Annotated in this window: 19 protein-coding genes; 4 read left to right on the forward strand and 15 right to left on the reverse strand. The window is 29.3% G+C overall.

The genetic code is table 11. From position 1 onward, the window contains the following. Window position 1 precedes the first annotated feature (1 nt). From EZS29_RS12250 to EZS29_RS12300, 11 genes are all read right to left on the reverse strand, one after another. Window positions 2-1,132: a DegT/DnrJ/EryC1/StrS family aminotransferase gene (locus EZS29_RS12250; RefSeq protein WP_130611101.1), complete on the reverse strand. Its 1,131-nt coding sequence runs from the start codon at window positions 1,130-1,132 to the stop codon at window positions 2-4. Window positions 1,133-1,155: 23 nt separating this feature from the next. Then, window positions 1,156-1,659, reverse strand: a complete 504-nt coding sequence (locus EZS29_RS12255; protein ID WP_216678674.1) for a dTDP-4-dehydrorhamnose 3,5-epimerase — start codon at window positions 1,657-1,659, stop codon at window positions 1,156-1,158. Continuing rightward, complete coding sequence (gene rfbG / locus EZS29_RS12260; protein WP_130611104.1) at window positions 1,631-2,755, reverse strand: CDP-glucose 4,6-dehydratase; 1,125 nt, start codon at window positions 2,753-2,755, stop codon at window positions 1,631-1,633. The genes EZS29_RS12255 and rfbG overlap by 29 nt, the downstream gene beginning before the upstream one ends. After that, complete coding sequence (rfbF, locus tag EZS29_RS12265; RefSeq protein WP_130611107.1) at window positions 2,749-3,531, reverse strand: glucose-1-phosphate cytidylyltransferase; 783 nt, start codon at window positions 3,529-3,531, stop codon at window positions 2,749-2,751. Before rfbF ends, rfbG begins: the two co-directional genes overlap by 7 nt. Before the next feature lie 46 nt (window positions 3,532-3,577). Continuing rightward, complete coding sequence (locus EZS29_RS12270; RefSeq protein ID WP_130611110.1) at window positions 3,578-4,408, reverse strand: class I SAM-dependent methyltransferase; 831 nt, start codon at window positions 4,406-4,408, stop codon at window positions 3,578-3,580. A gap of 62 nt (window positions 4,409-4,470) precedes the next feature. Then, window positions 4,471-5,133 (reverse strand): cyclase family protein, encoded by a 663-nt coding sequence (locus tag EZS29_RS12275; RefSeq protein ID WP_172603929.1) that lies wholly within the window; start codon window positions 5,131-5,133, stop codon window positions 4,471-4,473. A gap of 22 nt (window positions 5,134-5,155) precedes the next feature. Beyond that, the gene (locus EZS29_RS12280; protein ID WP_130611116.1) at window positions 5,156-6,112 is read right to left on the reverse strand and encodes a phosphoglycerate dehydrogenase; all 957 of its coding nucleotides are present in this window, start codon (window positions 6,110-6,112) and stop codon (window positions 5,156-5,158) included. After that, window positions 6,113-7,198, reverse strand: coding sequence for an AroB-related putative sugar phosphate phospholyase (cyclizing) (locus EZS29_RS12285; protein WP_172603930.1), 1,086 nt, complete (start codon window positions 7,196-7,198; stop codon window positions 6,113-6,115). Then, window positions 7,191-7,913 (reverse strand): SDR family NAD(P)-dependent oxidoreductase, encoded by a 723-nt coding sequence (locus tag EZS29_RS12290; protein WP_130611122.1) that lies wholly within the window; start codon window positions 7,911-7,913, stop codon window positions 7,191-7,193. Before EZS29_RS12290 ends, EZS29_RS12285 begins: the two co-directional genes overlap by 8 nt. Continuing rightward, window positions 7,903-8,544, reverse strand: a complete 642-nt coding sequence (locus EZS29_RS12295) for a D-sedoheptulose-7-phosphate isomerase (protein ID WP_216678675.1) — start codon at window positions 8,542-8,544, stop codon at window positions 7,903-7,905. Before EZS29_RS12295 ends, EZS29_RS12290 begins: the two co-directional genes overlap by 11 nt. Before the next feature lie 22 nt (window positions 8,545-8,566). Beyond that, window positions 8,567-9,595: a Gfo/Idh/MocA family protein gene (locus tag EZS29_RS12300; protein ID WP_130611125.1), complete on the reverse strand. Its 1,029-nt coding sequence runs from the start codon at window positions 9,593-9,595 to the stop codon at window positions 8,567-8,569. Window positions 9,596-9,819: 224 nt separating this feature from the next. Between EZS29_RS12300 and EZS29_RS12305 the strand changes: the two genes are divergently transcribed. The 4 genes from EZS29_RS12305 to EZS29_RS12320 are packed head-to-tail and all read left to right on the forward strand — an operon-like array spanning window position 9,820 to window position 13,132. Continuing rightward, window positions 9,820-10,551: an HpcH/HpaI aldolase family protein gene (locus EZS29_RS12305; RefSeq protein WP_130611128.1), complete on the forward strand. Its 732-nt coding sequence runs from the start codon at window positions 9,820-9,822 to the stop codon at window positions 10,549-10,551. Between the two features lie 37 nt (window positions 10,552-10,588). Next, window positions 10,589-11,353: a 3-deoxy-manno-octulosonate cytidylyltransferase gene (gene kdsB / locus EZS29_RS12310; RefSeq protein ID WP_130611131.1), complete on the forward strand. Its 765-nt coding sequence runs from the start codon at window positions 10,589-10,591 to the stop codon at window positions 11,351-11,353. Between the two features lie 30 nt (window positions 11,354-11,383). Then, on the forward strand, window positions 11,384-12,076 hold the full coding sequence (locus EZS29_RS12315) for an FkbM family methyltransferase (protein ID WP_130611134.1): 693 nt from the start codon (window positions 11,384-11,386) through the stop codon (window positions 12,074-12,076). Between the two features lie 45 nt (window positions 12,077-12,121). Beyond that, window positions 12,122-13,132: a class I SAM-dependent methyltransferase gene (locus tag EZS29_RS12320; protein ID WP_130611137.1), complete on the forward strand. Its 1,011-nt coding sequence runs from the start codon at window positions 12,122-12,124 to the stop codon at window positions 13,130-13,132. Here the strand turns inward: EZS29_RS12320 and EZS29_RS12325 are convergent. From EZS29_RS12325 to EZS29_RS12340, 4 genes are read right to left on the reverse strand one after another with little or no spacing between them, the layout of a single operon-like run. Continuing rightward, window positions 13,119-14,798, reverse strand: coding sequence for a hypothetical protein (locus EZS29_RS12325; RefSeq protein ID WP_130611140.1), 1,680 nt, complete (start codon window positions 14,796-14,798; stop codon window positions 13,119-13,121). The two genes, EZS29_RS12320 and EZS29_RS12325, sit on opposite strands and share 14 nt — an antisense overlap. 28 nt (window positions 14,799-14,826) lie before the next feature. Continuing rightward, complete coding sequence (locus EZS29_RS12330) at window positions 14,827-16,014, reverse strand: hypothetical protein (protein ID WP_130611143.1); 1,188 nt, start codon at window positions 16,012-16,014, stop codon at window positions 14,827-14,829. Further along, entirely contained in the window at window positions 16,014-16,706 is a 693-nt protein-coding gene (locus tag EZS29_RS12335) for an acylneuraminate cytidylyltransferase family protein (RefSeq protein WP_130611146.1), read from the reverse strand. The genes EZS29_RS12330 and EZS29_RS12335 overlap by 1 nt, the downstream gene beginning before the upstream one ends. After that, window positions 16,706-17,884 carry a DegT/DnrJ/EryC1/StrS family aminotransferase gene (locus tag EZS29_RS12340; protein WP_130611149.1) on the reverse strand — a complete coding sequence of 393 codons (1,179 nt, stop codon included), beginning with the start codon at window positions 17,882-17,884 and terminating at the stop codon, window positions 16,706-16,708. Before EZS29_RS12340 ends, EZS29_RS12335 begins: the two co-directional genes overlap by 1 nt. Window positions 17,885-17,891 lie beyond the last annotated feature (7 nt).

Genomic DNA, 17,891 nt, shown 5'->3' on the forward strand with positions numbered 1-17,891 from the left:
ATTAACCTAAAATAAATTTTTTAAGAGTTTCTATTACGAAAATCGTATCATCTATTTGCATAGATGGATGAAATGGAAGTGAAATAAGACGTAGTCCAAGTTCTTCTGAATTTGGCAGAGAATAACAACTTCGAAATAAAGTATGTGTGTGATTGGGGACATAGTGAAATCCACATTCTATACCTTCTTGTTTTAAAGCTTGCATTATATTTTTTCGATCTATTTTAGGGGGCAATAAACAGCTAAATATATGCAAGCAATCTGTTTTTTTTATATTCTGAGTTAAATAAAAAATATCATTCAAATTATTTTCTTTTATTGCAATTATATAAGCAAGAGAAAGCTCATTTTTCTTTGCAAAAAAAGAAGGAAGTTTTACGAGTTGAGTAGAACCAATGGCAGCATTTATGTTTGACATATGATAACGATATCCTAATGAAGTCACGTCATATTCCCACGCCCGTTGTCCTTTATATCTAAGTTCAACATCTTTTTCGATACCAAGGGAACGCATGACTCTTAATTTATGTGCAAGAACTTTATCTTTGGTAAGAACTGCACCTCCTTCTCCACACGTAATATTTTTTATTCCATCAAATGAAAAACAAATGATATCTCCAGAAGCTCCAAACTGAACACCATCTTGATTTAAAGACCCAAAAGCATGTGCGTCATCTTCGATCACGCGCAAATTATATTTACTTGCAATTTCGTATGTTAAATTTCGATTAAAATCAGTTCCTGAGTATGCTACAGGCATAATAGCGACTGTCTTTTTAGTTATTCTTTTTTGCAGATCTTCGCAATCCAGGTGACAGTCTGGAAAAGTGACATCACAGGAAACAGGAATTAAACCAGCTGCACATATTGCAGAATAAGATGCAACAAAGGTAATTGAAGGAACAATGACTTCAGAGCCTTTGGGAAATGCAAGTGATTCTAAGGCAATATGTAAAGCAGCCGTGCCCGTATTCACACAAATAACTTCATATTCTGAATTTAAAAAGTTTTTAATTTCTTGTTCAAATTTTTCAACATAAGAACCAAGACCAAAATGGGTGCTTTCAAAAAAAACTTTTTTTAGGGATTCAATTTCATAATTATCAACACATGCCATAGATAGTCTAAGCATTTACACCTCAATTCATTTAAATATTAAAACCATTTATAAGGAATGCTTTCATCACTTTCAGATTTTCTAACGACTTCATTAGGGTCATGTGGCATATCAGTACAATTCGCTATTAGAGATTCACAGGCTCCAATTCCTTGGAAACCGTACCAAATAAGGGGGGGTACAGTGACTAAATAAAAATGTTCTATTCCTAAATAAATTTCGTCAATCAATCCATAACTAAATGAATTTTTTCTATCATCAAAGCACACAAGTTTAATTTTGCCAACAGGAACAGCTAAATTTTGTGTCATGAATAAATGTTTTTTCCAGGCTTTAGTCGCATTTTCTTTTATTGTGGAAAAATATACTTCACCAAATTTTGAGAAATGACTAGTATCGCAACGCAACATGTGCATTACCATTCCTCTTTGATCAGAAATTTTTTTTAATGGGTGTATTTTAATATCAAAAATATTTGTTTTTAATATTACATTATTTACGACTTTTTTCCCTTCATCTTGTCCAAATTCTTTTTCTTTCACTTGATATCTCACAGTATTGTTCAATTTGTTTTTTCGTAAACTCTTCAATATTATATTGATTACTATAATAATTTTTATACCAACTTGAAGTAAAGAGAGCTGTTTCATTGAAACTCAAAGTCGGTAGCCAACCAAGTCTATTATAAGCTTTGTCACAACAGAGCTTTAATAATGAAGCTTCTTTTAAATTCATAGAATGATCACTTTTTACAGTTTCTAAAGAAGCATTCTCCCAATCTCTCTGTAATAAATTTATTAGTACTTCAACAAAATAATTCACTTCTGAAGAAGGGCCAAAGTTAAAAGCTTCACCATGAGTTCCCTCTTTTTTGGAAAAGAGATTTGCACCTAACCATAAATAACCACTTAAAGGTTCAAGCACGTGCTGCCAAGGTCTGGTTGAGTTTGGATTTCTAATAGACACTGACCGAAGTTGACTCCATGCACGCATACAGTCTGGCACAATTCTATCTTTGGCCCAATCACCTCCTCCAATAACATTTCCTGCTCGTGTCGTGGAAAAAAATGGAATATTCAAATCTGAAGAATTATAAAAAGATCTTACATATGAAGAAAATGCAATTTCAGCACATGCTTTTGAAGCACTGTAAGGATCTTTCCCACCAAGTTTATCACTTTCTCTATAGCCAAATTCCCATTCCACATTGTCATAGCATTTATCACTTGTTATAAACACCCCAGCTCTTACTGAAGGAATTGCTAAAATTGCGTCTAATATATTTACCATACCCATTAAATTAACTTGGAATGTATTCCTAGGATGATTATAGGATTCACTTACTATAGGTTGGGCTGCAAGATGAAAGACAATATCTGGTTGAAATTCATTTAATGCACTTTTTAAAACATTGTACTCAAGAATATCCGCTTGAAAATCAATTTTAATTTTTTCTTTTAAATTTAAAATTTCATATAAGCTCGGTTGTGAAGGAATGTATAAAGAATAACCTGCAACATCAGCGCCCAATTCAAGAAGCCATTGCGTAAGCCATGCTCCTTTAAATCCTGTATGGCCTGTGACAAAGACTTTCTTGTCTTTATAAGTATTTAAAAATAAATTATTATAAATTAACATTTTTCATTCCAAACTTTCCATTTAGCTGTATTTGATGCCCACAATTCTTCAAGAAGATTTTTATCGCGAATCGTATCCATACATTGCCAAAAACCATCATGTTGATAACCCATTAACTCTCCATCTGAAGCTAGTTTCTCTAAAGGTTTTCCTTCAAGAACAGTTAAATCATTTTCAAGATAATTAAAAATACTTGGTTCCATTACAAAATAGCCACCATTCACCCAACCATCCCCTGTTTGAGGCTTTTCGTGAAAATCAACAATCTGGTTCCCTTGAAATACAATATTTCCAAATCTTGCAGGAGGCCGGACAGAAGTCACTGAAACATATTTCCCATGATTTTTATGAAAATTAAGCAATTCATTTAAATTAACATTTGCAACACCATCTCCATAGGTCATCATAAATGTACCATGCGGCTCAATATAGCTTTGTAATCTTTTTAATCTTCCGCCTGTCATTGAAGCATCACCTGTATCAATAAGATCTATTTTCCAATTTTTTTCACTAGAACGCAAATAACTGACTTGTCCTGAAGAGAGATTAACTGAAATATCGCTATTCAAAGCATAAAAATTTAAAAAGTATTCCTTTATATATTCACTTTTATAACCTAATGCTAAAACGAACTCATTAAAACCTTGGGCTGAATAAATGTTCATAATATGCCACAAAATTGGTTTGCCGCCAATTGTCACCATTGGTTTGGGTTTTAAATAAGTTTCTTCACTTAAGCGAGTTCCTAGGCCACCACATAAAATCACAACTTTCATAAAGACACCTTTTTTATATATTTTAAGCTATAAATCTATTAAAAAACTACTTTTTCCCTATTAAAAAACCAATTGAATTATTAGTTTGTATTTTATTATTAAGATCTTTACTTCTATATAATATATTTAAAAAATTAGCATCTATAATTCCATACTCTTTTAAAGTGAATCCAGACTTCTTCCAGAAAAATATTTTTTCATCTAATGTTCTAAGGACTCCCCAATAAATAGCATCTTTAGGGTGTTTTCTTTTTAGACCAATGATTCGTAGAAAATCGCCCACATAATTTTTTAGATTTTTTTTTGTGAAATCTGGAGTCGACTCTATACTTATTAAATAGCCATTAGTATTTAATAAATTATACAATGATGACAAAAATTTTTGATATTCTTTCTTTTGGGTAAAAGTATACTCAATAAAACCTAAATAAACAATATCATACTTTTCCATTATCATTAAATCAGTTATATTTCCTTCTATTGTTCTTATATTTAAGTTTCTTTGTTTTACTTTTTCTTTTATGAAATCTAGCGATTCACTTTGTATCTCATGTAAAGTTATATTATAGCCTTTTTCTATAAACGGTAATTCAACTATTCCTAAACCACACCCTATAGAAATTATACTTAGTTTCTTTGCTTCTATATTTAATTCATTAGCTACATCATTTATAATTGATTCAAGCATTGTTGAAGTATTTCTTTTTAAATTTTTCCATTCATCATTTACATTAAAGCTTTTTTCTTTTAGTTTATTGTAAAATTTCTTATAAAATAGTGAATTCGGTAAACCATTTTTATTAAGAGTAGCTTTATCCTTGGCGATTTCCAATAGATTAATACCATTCCATTCTGTCTGATACGAATTTTTTGCCATAACTTTCCTCAAAAAATCTCTCTTTTGTATTAAATCTATTATAACATTTTAATACTCAATTTCTAAATTTCAGCAATTACCGTAACCGGAGAACCATCTGCCCCTTCTATTAATAATGGAGCAATAATAACAGATTTTGGTGAAGAAATAAGAGCACTTAACTTCATATCTTCGATAATAAGAAGAGGCTCACCTTCGTAATTTGAATTGAGAAAAGCTTTATGTGCCTCTCCGCCAATTTCTTTGTTAGAAAAGCTAGTTAATGAAATAAAATCGAAACCTATGGCTTTAAGATTCTTTCGATTTTTTCTTAACCATATTCCTACTTCCGGCAAGACTCCTGGATTGTTTTCCCAATAAATATCTTCATTTCTAAATTTCTCAAATGAGGTTTTAATAAAAACAATATCACATTTTTCAGGTATGTGCTTTTCAAGATCTTTAATATTTATAAAATAACCAGGTGCACATTCTAATTCTATTAAAACTGGTTTCTGAAAAATCCAATCTTTTGCTGAATAAGTTTCTAATTTTTTGCCACTCTCGTCAAAATGAAATGGAAAATCAACATGAGTACCGATATGATTGCTAAACTCCCAGTATTGACTATTAGAGGATTGGCAACAAGATATTTTTGAAACGTCTCTTTTAATAAAAGGAGATCTTTTACCATATGAAGGTGTTTTTTCATTTAAAAAATGTGATAAAAAAATGTAGTTTGACAAAGCTTTCCTTTCTAAATTTCCACTAAATAAACCATTCACTTTGAAAAGTATCAACACTATAGTTTTTTTCGAGTCCTTCAATTGCCGCCATTCCCATTGCCCAAATAGCTTCCATAGAACTACCCCCTATATGTGGTGTTGCAAAAAAATTGGGTAAATGTAGAAGTTCGGATTCATAAAAGGGTTCCTGTGCAAAAACATCAAAACCAGCAGCTAATAACTTTTTACTGAGAAGCATTTCTTTCAAATAGGCTTCATCCACAAGATTTCCTCTAGAAGTATTTATAAAAATGGAAGTTTTTTTCATTAAATTCAATTTTTTTGCATCAATAAAATTATGATTTTTTTCCGAATATGGAATATGTAGTGAAATTATATCCGAACAAGTCAACAACTCTTCTAGTGAAACGAAGCGAGCATTATTTACTTTATTTTTTAGTTCATCCAATATATCATAACAAATGATATCACAATCAAAGGGTTTTAATAATTTAATTAAATCCTGCCCAATGCATCCACAACCAATAATCCCAAAAACTTTTCCTGTAAGCTGATAACCAACTATTTGTTGCCAATTCATACTTTTAAGAATTATGTTTGCTTCATAAGATTTTCTAATAAGTAAGAGAGCAAATGACAAAGCTAACTCAGCTACCGAACGTCTGTTGACTCCTTTTATCCAGCCTAAATTGATGTTGAATTTAGCCAAAGAGTGGAAATCTAAATTATTTAATCCAACTCCATATTTTGAAATTACTTTTAAATCTGGAAGTTTAGATAAAACATAATCATCTATTCTTTCAAGAGCAATAATTGCTTTATCGTGGCCGTTTAAAAAATTTATTAAATCAGTGCCGCATAAAGATTTTCCTTCATCGTTAAATTTTATATCTTTATATTTTTTTAGTATTTCAACTCTTAGCAATTCATTTCTTGAAAAAGATCGAGAAGCAACAGCTATTTTATTTATCACATTCATTTAAGCTTTTAACCTTAACTCTTGATATAAAAATTCTCTGCAAATATTTTTAAAAGCAGAATTATTATCGACACTTGTTTTAACTGGTATTCCATCATGTCCTGGCAAAATAAAAATAAAAGACGACTTTGTATTTTTCTTATCTTTTGATAAAGAATCAAAAAAAACCTCCTCATTGAAACAAACATTTGCTATAACTGGAATATTTTTTCTAAGAATGTGCTGCATATTTTTATATATAAATCCATTATTTAAAGAAATTTTCATTGAAATATAGTTAGCAAAATGACACCCCATTGACACAGCTATACCATGGGGCACTGCATAATTAGTCGCAGACTCAATTGCATGTCCAAAGCTATGACCATAATTTAATACAAGCCTTTGATCTTTATCAAACTCATCAATTTCTATTAACTTTTTTTTCATTATTAGCGATTTTTGAATATATTTCAAAAGCAACTCTTTTGATAGAAAAAGTGAATCAAAATCTACTTCAAGATTTTTAAATTCATCTTGTCCATAAATAGCATGAATTTTTATAATTTCTCCCAGACCAGATCTTAAGTCTAAATCACTTAAAGTATCTAAAAATAGCGCTGAAATATATAAACAATTTGGCGGATAAAAATTACCGACAATGTTTTTAATTCCCATACAATTTATTGAAGTTTTTGAGCCTATACAAGAGTCCGCTTGTGATAAAAGTGTTGTTGGGAAAAAAGTCCATTTTAAACCTCTAAAAATAATTGAAGAAAGAAATGCTGAAATATCTTGTACAATCCCACCTCCAATTGCTACAATATTAGTTTCCCTTTTTACATTAGAGCGAATACAATGCTCAATATAAAAAGGAAATTTTTCGAGTGATTTTGAGATCTCTGTTGGATTTATTAATAAATAAGATTGCTTATTATTTATTATAAAATAAAATTTATCTTCATATAATCTGAAAACATTTTCGTCAATAATAAAAAAATGATTGTCAGACGCAAGCTCTAACATTCTTTGAAAGGGATCATGAATAAACTTGACAGTATAATTTCCAAAATGAGAATTAATATTAATAGAGTCTATTTTAGACACGGGTAAAACCCCCATCTATTGCAATATTTTGTGCCGTAAGATACGTATTTTTTGAGCTTGCAAGCCATAAAACCAGTTCAGCAATTTCATTTGGTTTAGCAAGTCTCTTTAAAGGAACTTTACTTACCAAATCTGCAATGCCATTTTGATCCAGAATTTTGTGTGTTAACTCTGTATCTACAAATCCTGGAGCTACGCAATTAGCAAGAATTCCATATTCCGCTAATTCTATAGCCATAGCAGCAGTCATGCCGTCAAGAGCAAATTTACTTGCTGAATATGGCGCACGATACTCCTTGGTGATTTTTCCAAATATTGATGAAATATTAACAATTCTTCCCCATCCTTTCTTTTTCATATTAGGAATTATAGCTTTACAAATTTCAAATGGTGCGAATAAATTTACATGTTGAATTTTCATAAAGTCTTCAGAAGAAACATTTTGGAATTTATCGATTTTATTAATTCCAGCGTTATTTATTAAGATATCTATTTCAAGTGAATTTATTTCATTTAAAAGACTATTTAAGCTCTCTGAATCCAAAAAATTTGATTTTATAAAAAAATATTTACTATTTCCATTTTGTAATCCTAAAGTACGGGTTCCTGTTATATATACTTTTTTTGCATTTGCTTCTAAAAATTTTTCTGCAATTGCAAGGCCAATTCCTCTCGTTCCTCCAGTAATTAAAATTGTCTTATCCTCAAAGCTCATTTTTCACTTCCGCAGTTCTTTCATATTTAAGCATCCCTAATAAATAACCATTAAGGAGATGATCAAGAACCATATGGGCATCTTCAACGGGACCGTATTCACCTTTATTTGATGGTATGTGAATGGAATAATTTGCAATTTCTCGTAAAGCCCCACCGTCAAATCCAGACAAACCAATAGTTATGCCATCATTTGTATTTGCATATTCAACAGCCTTTATTACATTTGGAGAGTTTCCTGAAGCAGAAATAGCAACAACAACATCACTCGGGGACATGTGAATCCTTAATTGCTGAACAAATATTTCATCATAGCCACAATCATTTCCTAATGCTGTTATAATGGCATTATTATCAGTTAAACTTAATGCCTTAAAAGGTTTTTTCCAGCTTCTTGTACCAATACTCAAATCATTCGCAAAATGCGAAGCAGTAGAAGCACTTCCACCATTTCCTAAAAAAAATATATGAGAACCTCTATTTTGTGCAGAAATAATCAACTCAATAAAGTTACCTATTGCTTTGAAATCTAAAGAATTTAAAATTTCGCATAGATAGTTGATATATTTTTTTGAAAATATTTCTGGACTTGATGACTCACGGTATGCTTTTTCTATCATATTAATATTCATTAAATAAATCCTTTAATATAAATTAAAAAATAGAATATTTTTCTTTCCACTTTGAATCAGAACTGTAAATATTATAAACGAGCTGCATAGTCTTTAATGCTTCTTCAGACGAGCCAGAAGAAATAGGGCAATCTGTTAATATACATTTTATAAAATCCGAAACTTCATCATTCCATGATGGATCATTATTATAGCGAATTGTAACTTCCTTGGGATCACCACAATCATTTTCATGAGGATAAACAATAGTCAGTGTTTCCGCCCCATAACTTTTTGTACCAGATAAGATGCCTGATAAAATAAGTTGTCCTTTCTGCAAAGTAACTTCAAGCTGAAATTTATGTCGCCACTGAGTTGCAGATGAATGCAACATTGCAACAATATTATTATCAGTTTTCATTAAAGAATAAGCATTGTCTTCAACATCATGCTGCCAAAAATAATTATGAACAAAACTATAAATCTTAGTAAACTCTCCAGCAAACAATCTCATTAGATCAAGCATGTGAATTCCTTGATCTAATAAAATCCCTCCTCCAGCAATTTCTCTTTTCGTTCTCCAATCAGATTCAAAGCTAAGGATTTTAGACTTCCCATAAATACCTCGCATATTTATGATTTCTCCTAGAGATTTTTCCTTTACAATCTTTAAAGCTTCTTTAACTGATTCATGATAGCGATGATTAAATCCGTACATAAGTTTTAATTTAGGAAATTTTTTTTCTGTTAAAATAACTTGCTCAACATCTTCTACGGTTCGCCCTGGTGGTTTTTCACAGAATACATGAATCCCATTTTCAAGACAATATATTGTTGCTTTAGGAGCTATGTCGTTGGTTAAACATACAAATACTGCATCTAATTTTACTTCATTTATCATTGATTGTAAATTTGCAAAAAAGTATGTCCCATCTTCCATTTGTCCAGACTTTTCAAATTTACGATCGCACACTGCAATGACTTGAGCATAGCTGTTAGAATCAATAAATTGCCTTCTCCTTTTACCAACTATTCCATAGCCAGCTATTCCGATTTTTAGTTTTGAACTCATTATAAAACTACTCCCTTACAAAAATGAGGAAAAAATTTAAATCTGTTTAGATTTTAAAATCAAAACATGTATAGAAAATTCATCTCATATTCATTTCCTCATAAATGCTTAAAATAATTTTACAACGTAAAATGTAATATAAAGGCCATAGTTAGATATTAAGCTAAACTAATGATAATATCAAAGTTCAAAACGTATTATTATATTCTATTGAGGAGTCGTACATGATTCGCTTAGGAACTTGGATTACAATACCGCACCCCAGCATTATTGAAATTATAGCCAAACAAAATTTCAATTGGATATGCACCGATTTGGAGCACTCTCCTGTATCCCGAATTGAGCTACAGACTTCAATTACAATTATTCAAGCAAATGGAAAGAAAGCATTTGTCAGAGTTTCAGCAAATACACATAATGATATCAAGTTTCCTTTAGATGCGGGGGCTGATGGAATTATCATTCCTATGGTAAATTCTGCAACAGAAGCATATGAAGCTGTTCAACATTGTCTATATCCTCCCTTTGGCAGAAGGGGAGCGGGACTTTCCCGTGCGCAAGATTATGGCTTTGGGTTTTCTAATCATTATGAAAAAAATATAAATAATTTAGAAATTTTTGTACAGATTGAACATATAAAAGCAGTTGAAGAAATAAAACAAATTTTAGAAATTAAAAATATCACTGGTGTGTTTGTCGGACCATACGATTTAAGTGGCTCTATGGGCATACCTGGTGATTTTGAAAATCCTAAACTTAAAAACGCAATTGATGAAGTTGCTATAGAAACGAAAAAAGCTGGAAAATTTCTCGGAATACATATTATAAAACCTGAAGCCAATGAGTTAAAAAAATATGCTGAGCTTGGCTATAATTTTTTAGCCCTTAGCCTAGACAGCTATTTTTTAGGACAAAAAATAGCTGACGAAGTTGATAATTTTTATAAAATATTATAGGCTCTAAACATTAATTATAATTTAGGGTACATATAATATGAAAAATAAAAAACATCTTTGTATTATTCCGGCACGCATGGGAAGCTCAAGATTTCCAAATAAACCACTTGCTAAAATATGTGGAATACCAATGATTGGACATGTTGCTTTGAGAGCAACATCAGAACCTATTTTTGATAATGTTGTTGTTGCAACATGTGATAATGAAATAGTTGATTACTGCAACACAATACATATAAAAACCATTATGACTTCAAATAAACATGAAAGAGCAACAGACCGAACTCAAGAAGCAACAGAAAAAATTGAAAATGAATTAAAATTTAAATATGACTTTGTCACAATGCTACAAGGTGATGAGCCTATGATAACACCTGATATTTTAAGAAAAATAGTACAAAAACTAAATGCACACCATGAAATAGATGTCCTAAATCTTATTTCTTCTATTAAAGAAAGCAAAGAATTTTATTCAAATAATTGCGTTAAGATTGTGCAGAATTTTAAAAAAGAAATTCTATACTTTAGTAGAAGTCCAATCCCTTTTAACAATCCATGCTCAATGCATCATACGTTTAAACAATTAGGTATCATTGCATTCAGAAGAAATTTTCTAGATGTCTATAGCAAACTTTCACCAACATATTTAGAAGAACTAGAGTCTGTTGATATGTTACGTTGCTTGGAACACGGATATAAAATTAACACCCTTGAAATTAAAGAGGAACTATATCCTGTTGATGTGCTTGAAGATATCATTCGTGTTGAAAAATATCTAACTACATCTTCAATTTCTATTTAGGAACAAGTATTTTTTTATGAAAGAATTATAATGAAAATCAAGCAACTCTTAAAAGAAATGTTTTATAACTTGGATCTTAAAGTAGTTAATATAAAACCTCATTTAAAGCTAGAGTTATATGAAAAAATGGCTCCTATTTTCAATAAAATTACACCTTTTGGAAAACTTAATTTTTCTTGTCCTAATTCTTTAACTTGTTGGAGAGTTGATACTTTATTAGAAAAAGAACCTGATACTATAGATTGGATACCATCTTTTAAAGAATGTAATATTCTCTATGACATTGGAGCAAATATTGGATTATATTCAATTTGTGCAGGTAAAAAAGGAGTTGCAGTTTTTGCAGTTGAACCTGAATCACAAAATTATGCTCTTTTAAATCAAAATATTTTTTCTAATAACCTACATAACAAAGTTACTGGATATAATTTTGCAATTTCAAATTTAAAAAAATCTGATAAATTATATATAAAAAATATGACTTATGGCGGCGCATTAAACAACTTTGGACACAATGAAGATTTCAATAAAAATGTATTTAATGAAGAATTTCAGCAAGAATCCATAAGCTATTTCGTAGATAACCTCATAGAAGTACTTTCATTTCCCACACCTACTTATATTAAAATTGATGTTGATGGATTAGAAGCAAAAAATGGACCATTTAAAGACATATTTAATTTTACATTTTCAAGAGAAAGCAATAATTCATACACATTATAGCTACCTTCGTAAATAAACTTAATTAACTTTAGAATTGGAAAAAAAGTGAATTATAACTCATTTAGTGAAGAAGATATTAGGCCAAAAGAACTATTCAATACATACCTTAAATTAGCTAAAGAAGACATTTTAAATTTTTTTACTGACAAAGAAAATTTTATAGAAATTAATTGTCCTGCATGCTCTTCAGATGAAAAGAAACTCAGCTTTATAAAGCAAGGATTTGAATATCAATCTTGCTTAAATTGCTTTTCATTATATTTATCTCCACGACCAAACGAATACATGATAAATCTATTTTATAAGCATGGAGCATCAGTTAAATACTGGAGTACTCATTTTTTTAAATATACCTCTGAAATTAGAAGAAATAAACTGATAAAGCCCAAAGCAAATAGCATTATTGAAAATGCAAAAAAATACTTAAATACAAACAAAAATTTAACATTCTGTGATATTGGCTCTGGATATGGACTTCTCTTAGAAGAAATTTCTAAAATGAATTTATTTAGAGATATTTTCGGTATAGAACCATCGCCAAATCTTGCAAATGATTGCCGTTCAAAAGGTTTTCAAATTATAGAAAAGTCTTTGGAAAAAATAGAAGAACAAGAAATCTCAGTAGACTATGCAACATCCTTTGAAGTTTTGGAGCATCTATTTGATCCTCACTTATTTTTAACTTCAGCTAAAAAAATTATTAAAAAAAATGGAATAATGCAATTTACGACTCTTTCTTGTACTGGGTTTGATATGCAAACACTTTGGGAAAATTCAGATAGTATTTATCCTCCTCATCATATAAATTTATTATCAAATATAGGATTAAAAATTCTTATTGAAAGAGCTAAACTTAAAGTTTTAGACTTCTGTACACCTGGAAAATTAGATTTAGATATAGTGAGAAATGCTTATACTAAAAATCCTTCATTAGTTTCAAATCGATTTATTAAAATGCTTTGTGAATCAGAACCAGATATAAGAAGTAATTTCCAAAATTTTTTGCAAGAAAATCATCTTAGTTCACATGTAAATTTTGTTATTACACATCTTTAATATAAGAGAAGAAAATATCATAAAGATCACAATCCCGAGAATCCAAATAGAATTCTGAATACCATTCCTTAATTTTTTTCTTTAAATTTTTTTTCAATTTAAAATGTTTTAAAATTGACAAAACATCATCTTCATTAAATACAATTTTAATAAATTCAGAAAATTTTGAATCTACAAATGGCACCATTGTTAATTGAGTCGAATTGCTTCCTATAACAATTGGTACTTTTCCTAAGCTTAATATATCTAATACCGAACCCGTTGAATATGTAAAAACATAATTTGCATAATAGATCAAATTTTCAAGATTACAGTGTGCGTCAATCCAAATAATTTTTTCTGATATTTCTGTTTTTATGCCTGATTTTTTAAAATTATCCCTTAAAATTGAAGCATTGCACATTGGATGTGCCCGTACAATAATCCCAAAACTATTATCATAACTATCAATAGATTCAGCAATATATGATATAGACTTTAAACTAGAGATGGGATCTATACTTGATAGAATTAAACTGTACTTAAAATTGAAATAAGAACTTTCAACAATTTCATCAGTAAATTTTTTATACCTCAATGTTGGAGCTAATTTAACAATATTTTTAGAGAATAAATTAGAAAATACATCTTCTAATATAGGTAGATATTTAGGACCATTTGATAAAATCACATCTGGGCAGAGTCCATTATCTATTTCTTCTTTTAGGGGAAAATTTGAGAGTTGAGTATCAATCAGAGTCGCATGTTGAAAGCCAACACATGTGCAATTTGGGTAATATTTTCTAATTGCAAAAATACATCTCTTTTCATATTCTAAGTTTTCAAAAGAATTGATAAATATTTTAAATTCATTAGTGCGAAGATTTTTTTTCATTCCTTTTATTATACCTTCTCCACAAACCTCTGCATTCGGGGTAGATAAAAATAACTCTTCTAAAAATATAAAGTCAAAGATACTACTAAATTTTCTTATAAACACTATTCTATAACAAGAAATTAATATTATTTTTAAATACTTAAAAAAAAGATTCATCATATCAAAATAAGAAACCAATTGTTCGGGACAAGCAACATTTGAAAATGTTTTTTTTATAATTTTAACGCATTCATTTTTTTTAATAGAAGAACTGAAAACAGAAATTAAAAGAACTGATTTCTTATCTATTTTATCATTTTCACAAATTCCAGGGAAATATCTATCTACAAAAGGATCCCTTAATGTTGCTTCATCTATGAAAGTAAAAATTGCATATTTAATATTATTTGCACATTCAAATTCAAGTTTTCCGAGTCTCATTTTCATTTTATATAGAATTATAATATATCTTAAAAAACTATAGAAGATATTAAAAAATCCTCTTGAAATCACCTTTAACGCATAGATATACTTAAGTATTTTATTATTATACCTTTTGATATAATAAATTTTTTTAAAATATTCACAATCATTTAAATTATTTAAGCTATTTTCATTTAAATTAATCATTTGAATATAACAAAAGAAATTAAATAAATTGCTACCAATTGAATTTCTTTCAAATGCAGGATGCAATAGAAATTCCTTATGATATCCTTGCGAAATATCCCTGATATAATTCTCAAAATTTACTTGACTTTCTTTAAGAATAGCCGTTTTATATATTTCTTGATTTATAATAATTCTCATTTTAACCTTCATTGCTTATAAATAAAATTCAAGAGTTATTATTAATTAAATATTCAGCGAGAATATCAAAAATAAATTTCTCACTCGTTCCACTTTTTTTTATAAAATCATTTCTGTATCTTAAATATTTTTTTTTAGAATGTAAAAATAAATTATTTTTAATTTTATCAAAATTTTTTATTTTATCTATATAAATATACTTTTTTCCAAAATATTTTGAGAATACAAGAATACATTTACTATGTAATTTAGACATATTTATAATTTCATTCATAGCTATAAAAAGAATTGATTTTTCAAACAAGTTTGCAAAAGATACAGAGGTACTTGAGTGACAAACCACAAGCTCAGAATTTTTAACAAGTTCTAAAGTATTATTTTTAATGACTTCTCTACCTCCAAAATAATTTTTCTGCATTTTTGGATAATATGAACTTGGATGAGCAGCAATAATAACTTTATATCCAGTATAATTTTCTAATTTATAAAAAAAATCGCATAGTGAATTATAATATACGTCAGCATTTATTTTTCCAATATTTTTATAATAAATTAAATCAGAATGAAATGGGAAAAACTCATCCAAAAAAACAATATATTTATCTTTATTAAAATTATTATTCTCATTAATTTTCTCTTTTAGATATTGATCATAATCATTATTATGAGCCCATAAAGTAGGAATTTTTTTCTTAATTAAGTATTTATGAATTGATTCTTTAGATTTTTCTCCTCCCAAAATAAGAAGTTTAGGCCCTTTAGTTACATTATGTGAACTTCTAGAATGAGAGAACAAAAAAAAAGGCTTTAATATTATCGTTAAGGCATTTTTTACAAGGCGCTTTAAAGAAATATCTTTAATAAAAGGTATGCAATTAATATACATATAACAATATTCAATTTTATATTCAGTTATATATTTATATAACCATATATATTTTTCTTCCAAAGGAGGAAACATTATCACAAAGATTTTTTGGCATTGTGATATTCTTAATAAAACCTCTTCAACAAAATTAAACGTATAATAATTACTAATTTCTAATTCATCATCGTTTGATTGAATATATTTCTGATGGTATTCATAATCTGTAATCAATGAAATATCCCAATATTCATAATTTATGCCATATTTTGTAAAAGGCGACAGGTCAAATCGATATGCATCCCTAACATTAAAAGGCCAATACGTTATAAACACAACTTTTTTTGTCATTATAAATTCCTACTTTTCATGAGAGCTTCTGCTAAATAAAAATCTTTATAGCTATCTATATCGCAACTATTCTGCTCTGACATAAATAAAAGTTTTGAATTTTCAGATAAAAATCTTTTTTCTTTAATGAAAAATTCTTTTTTAAATGTATATATTGCTCCATTTATGAAGTAATACTCACTCTTATAATCTTGTCTTCGCATTATATTTACTGGTGGCACTCGAAGATACTCCCATCCTCCATTCTCTTTAATTTTAATACATTCAAAAGGGTGCTCCCACATTTTACTAATACCTATTACGGATGACACTGATAATTCCTTTAAAAGCTTAATAGATTCATTAATATCTTTAAAAGTTCGGAAAGGCGATGTTGGCTGCAATAAAGTAATAATTTCTGGTTTCTGTTTTAAATTGTCTTCTATCCAATTAATTGCATCTAGAACAACATCAACCATACTAGCAGAATCTGTGGCTAAATGTTGAGGTCTTCTATAATTGCAAATAATATTATATTTATTTGCAATCTGAATAATTTCTTCATCGTCTGTGCTTATAAAAGGAGTTAAATTTGCCTCAAGTGCACTTTCTATAGAGTATGCAATTAACGGCTTACCACATAAATATTTTTTATTTTTACCTGGTAAACCTTTTGATCCCTTACGAGCAGGGATTATAGCTAAGGTCTCCATTAAATAAAATTCCTTATTGCTTTAATAATTTTGTCTGAAACTAAATCTATTTCACTTTCAAAAGATTTTACCATAATTGGTATTGAAATGCATTTTGATAAAAGGTTATCTGATTTTCTCCATATCTCTTGATAGCAATCTTTGTAAATAGGATGAAACTTCCAAATATGATGCCAATTTTTAGAAAAATGCCAATTCATTGCATCTGGAACATTTTTTGTTCCAATTCCATCTTCTTTTAATAAAGCAACGACTTTAGCTGCAGTTCCTGCATTTGGTAAAAACAGCATGAGTGTATCTGCCAATTCTCCTTCCGGAGATATGATTTCACGAAATTCAACTGAGTTTGATATTGATTCTGTTAAATTAGATTTCAATCTGCGTTTATTTGCTCTATTTTTTTGTAAAATATAGCTAAGTTTCAACAATTGAGCCGAACCAACTGCGGCTTGCATTTCAGTCATTCTAAAGTTAAAGCCACTTATTCTAGCCGTATCACAACCACGGGATACATTTTGCAGGTTTTGATGCCCATGATCGTGATATTCAGCCATTAAATTATATAATTCTGAATTTTGCGTGAGGATAAAACCTCCCTCACCCGTAGTAATTGTTTTTCCAAAATCTAGGCTAAATATTCCACAATGCCCTATCGTTCCAACAGACTTATTTTTATAAGTAGCCCCTAATGCTTCACAAGCATCTTCCATTACAGGAATATTGTATTTGGAAGATATTTTCATAATTTCATCCATTCGCGCAGGATTACCAAGCATATATACAGGAATAATACACTTTGTTTTTGAAGTGATTGCTTTTTCTAAAGCAATTGGACACATATTTAATGTTTCATCTATATCGACAACGATAGGAGTTGCTCCACATTCAATAATACCTTCAATCGTAGCAACAAAAGTAAAAGCTTGAGTTATGACTTCATCACCAGGTTGAATTCCCATTGCTTTAAGAGCCACAAATTCCGCAGCAGTTCTAGAACTGACGACCTGGCAATACTCTGAAGAAAAGTTTTCAGCCAATTGCTTTTCAAATTCACGTACTCTATATCTACCGCCACGTTGATTCGGAAAGCCATGAGCAAATAAGACTCCTGAACTTTGACTAAATATTTCTTGAATGTTTTTTAGCTCTTCTTCACCAATAATTTCATATCCGGGCATTTTTATA

The organism is Fluviispira sanaruensis, assembly GCF_004295685.1.
Classification (GTDB): Bacteria; Bdellovibrionota_B; Oligoflexia; order Silvanigrellales; family Silvanigrellaceae; genus Silvanigrella; species Silvanigrella sanaruensis.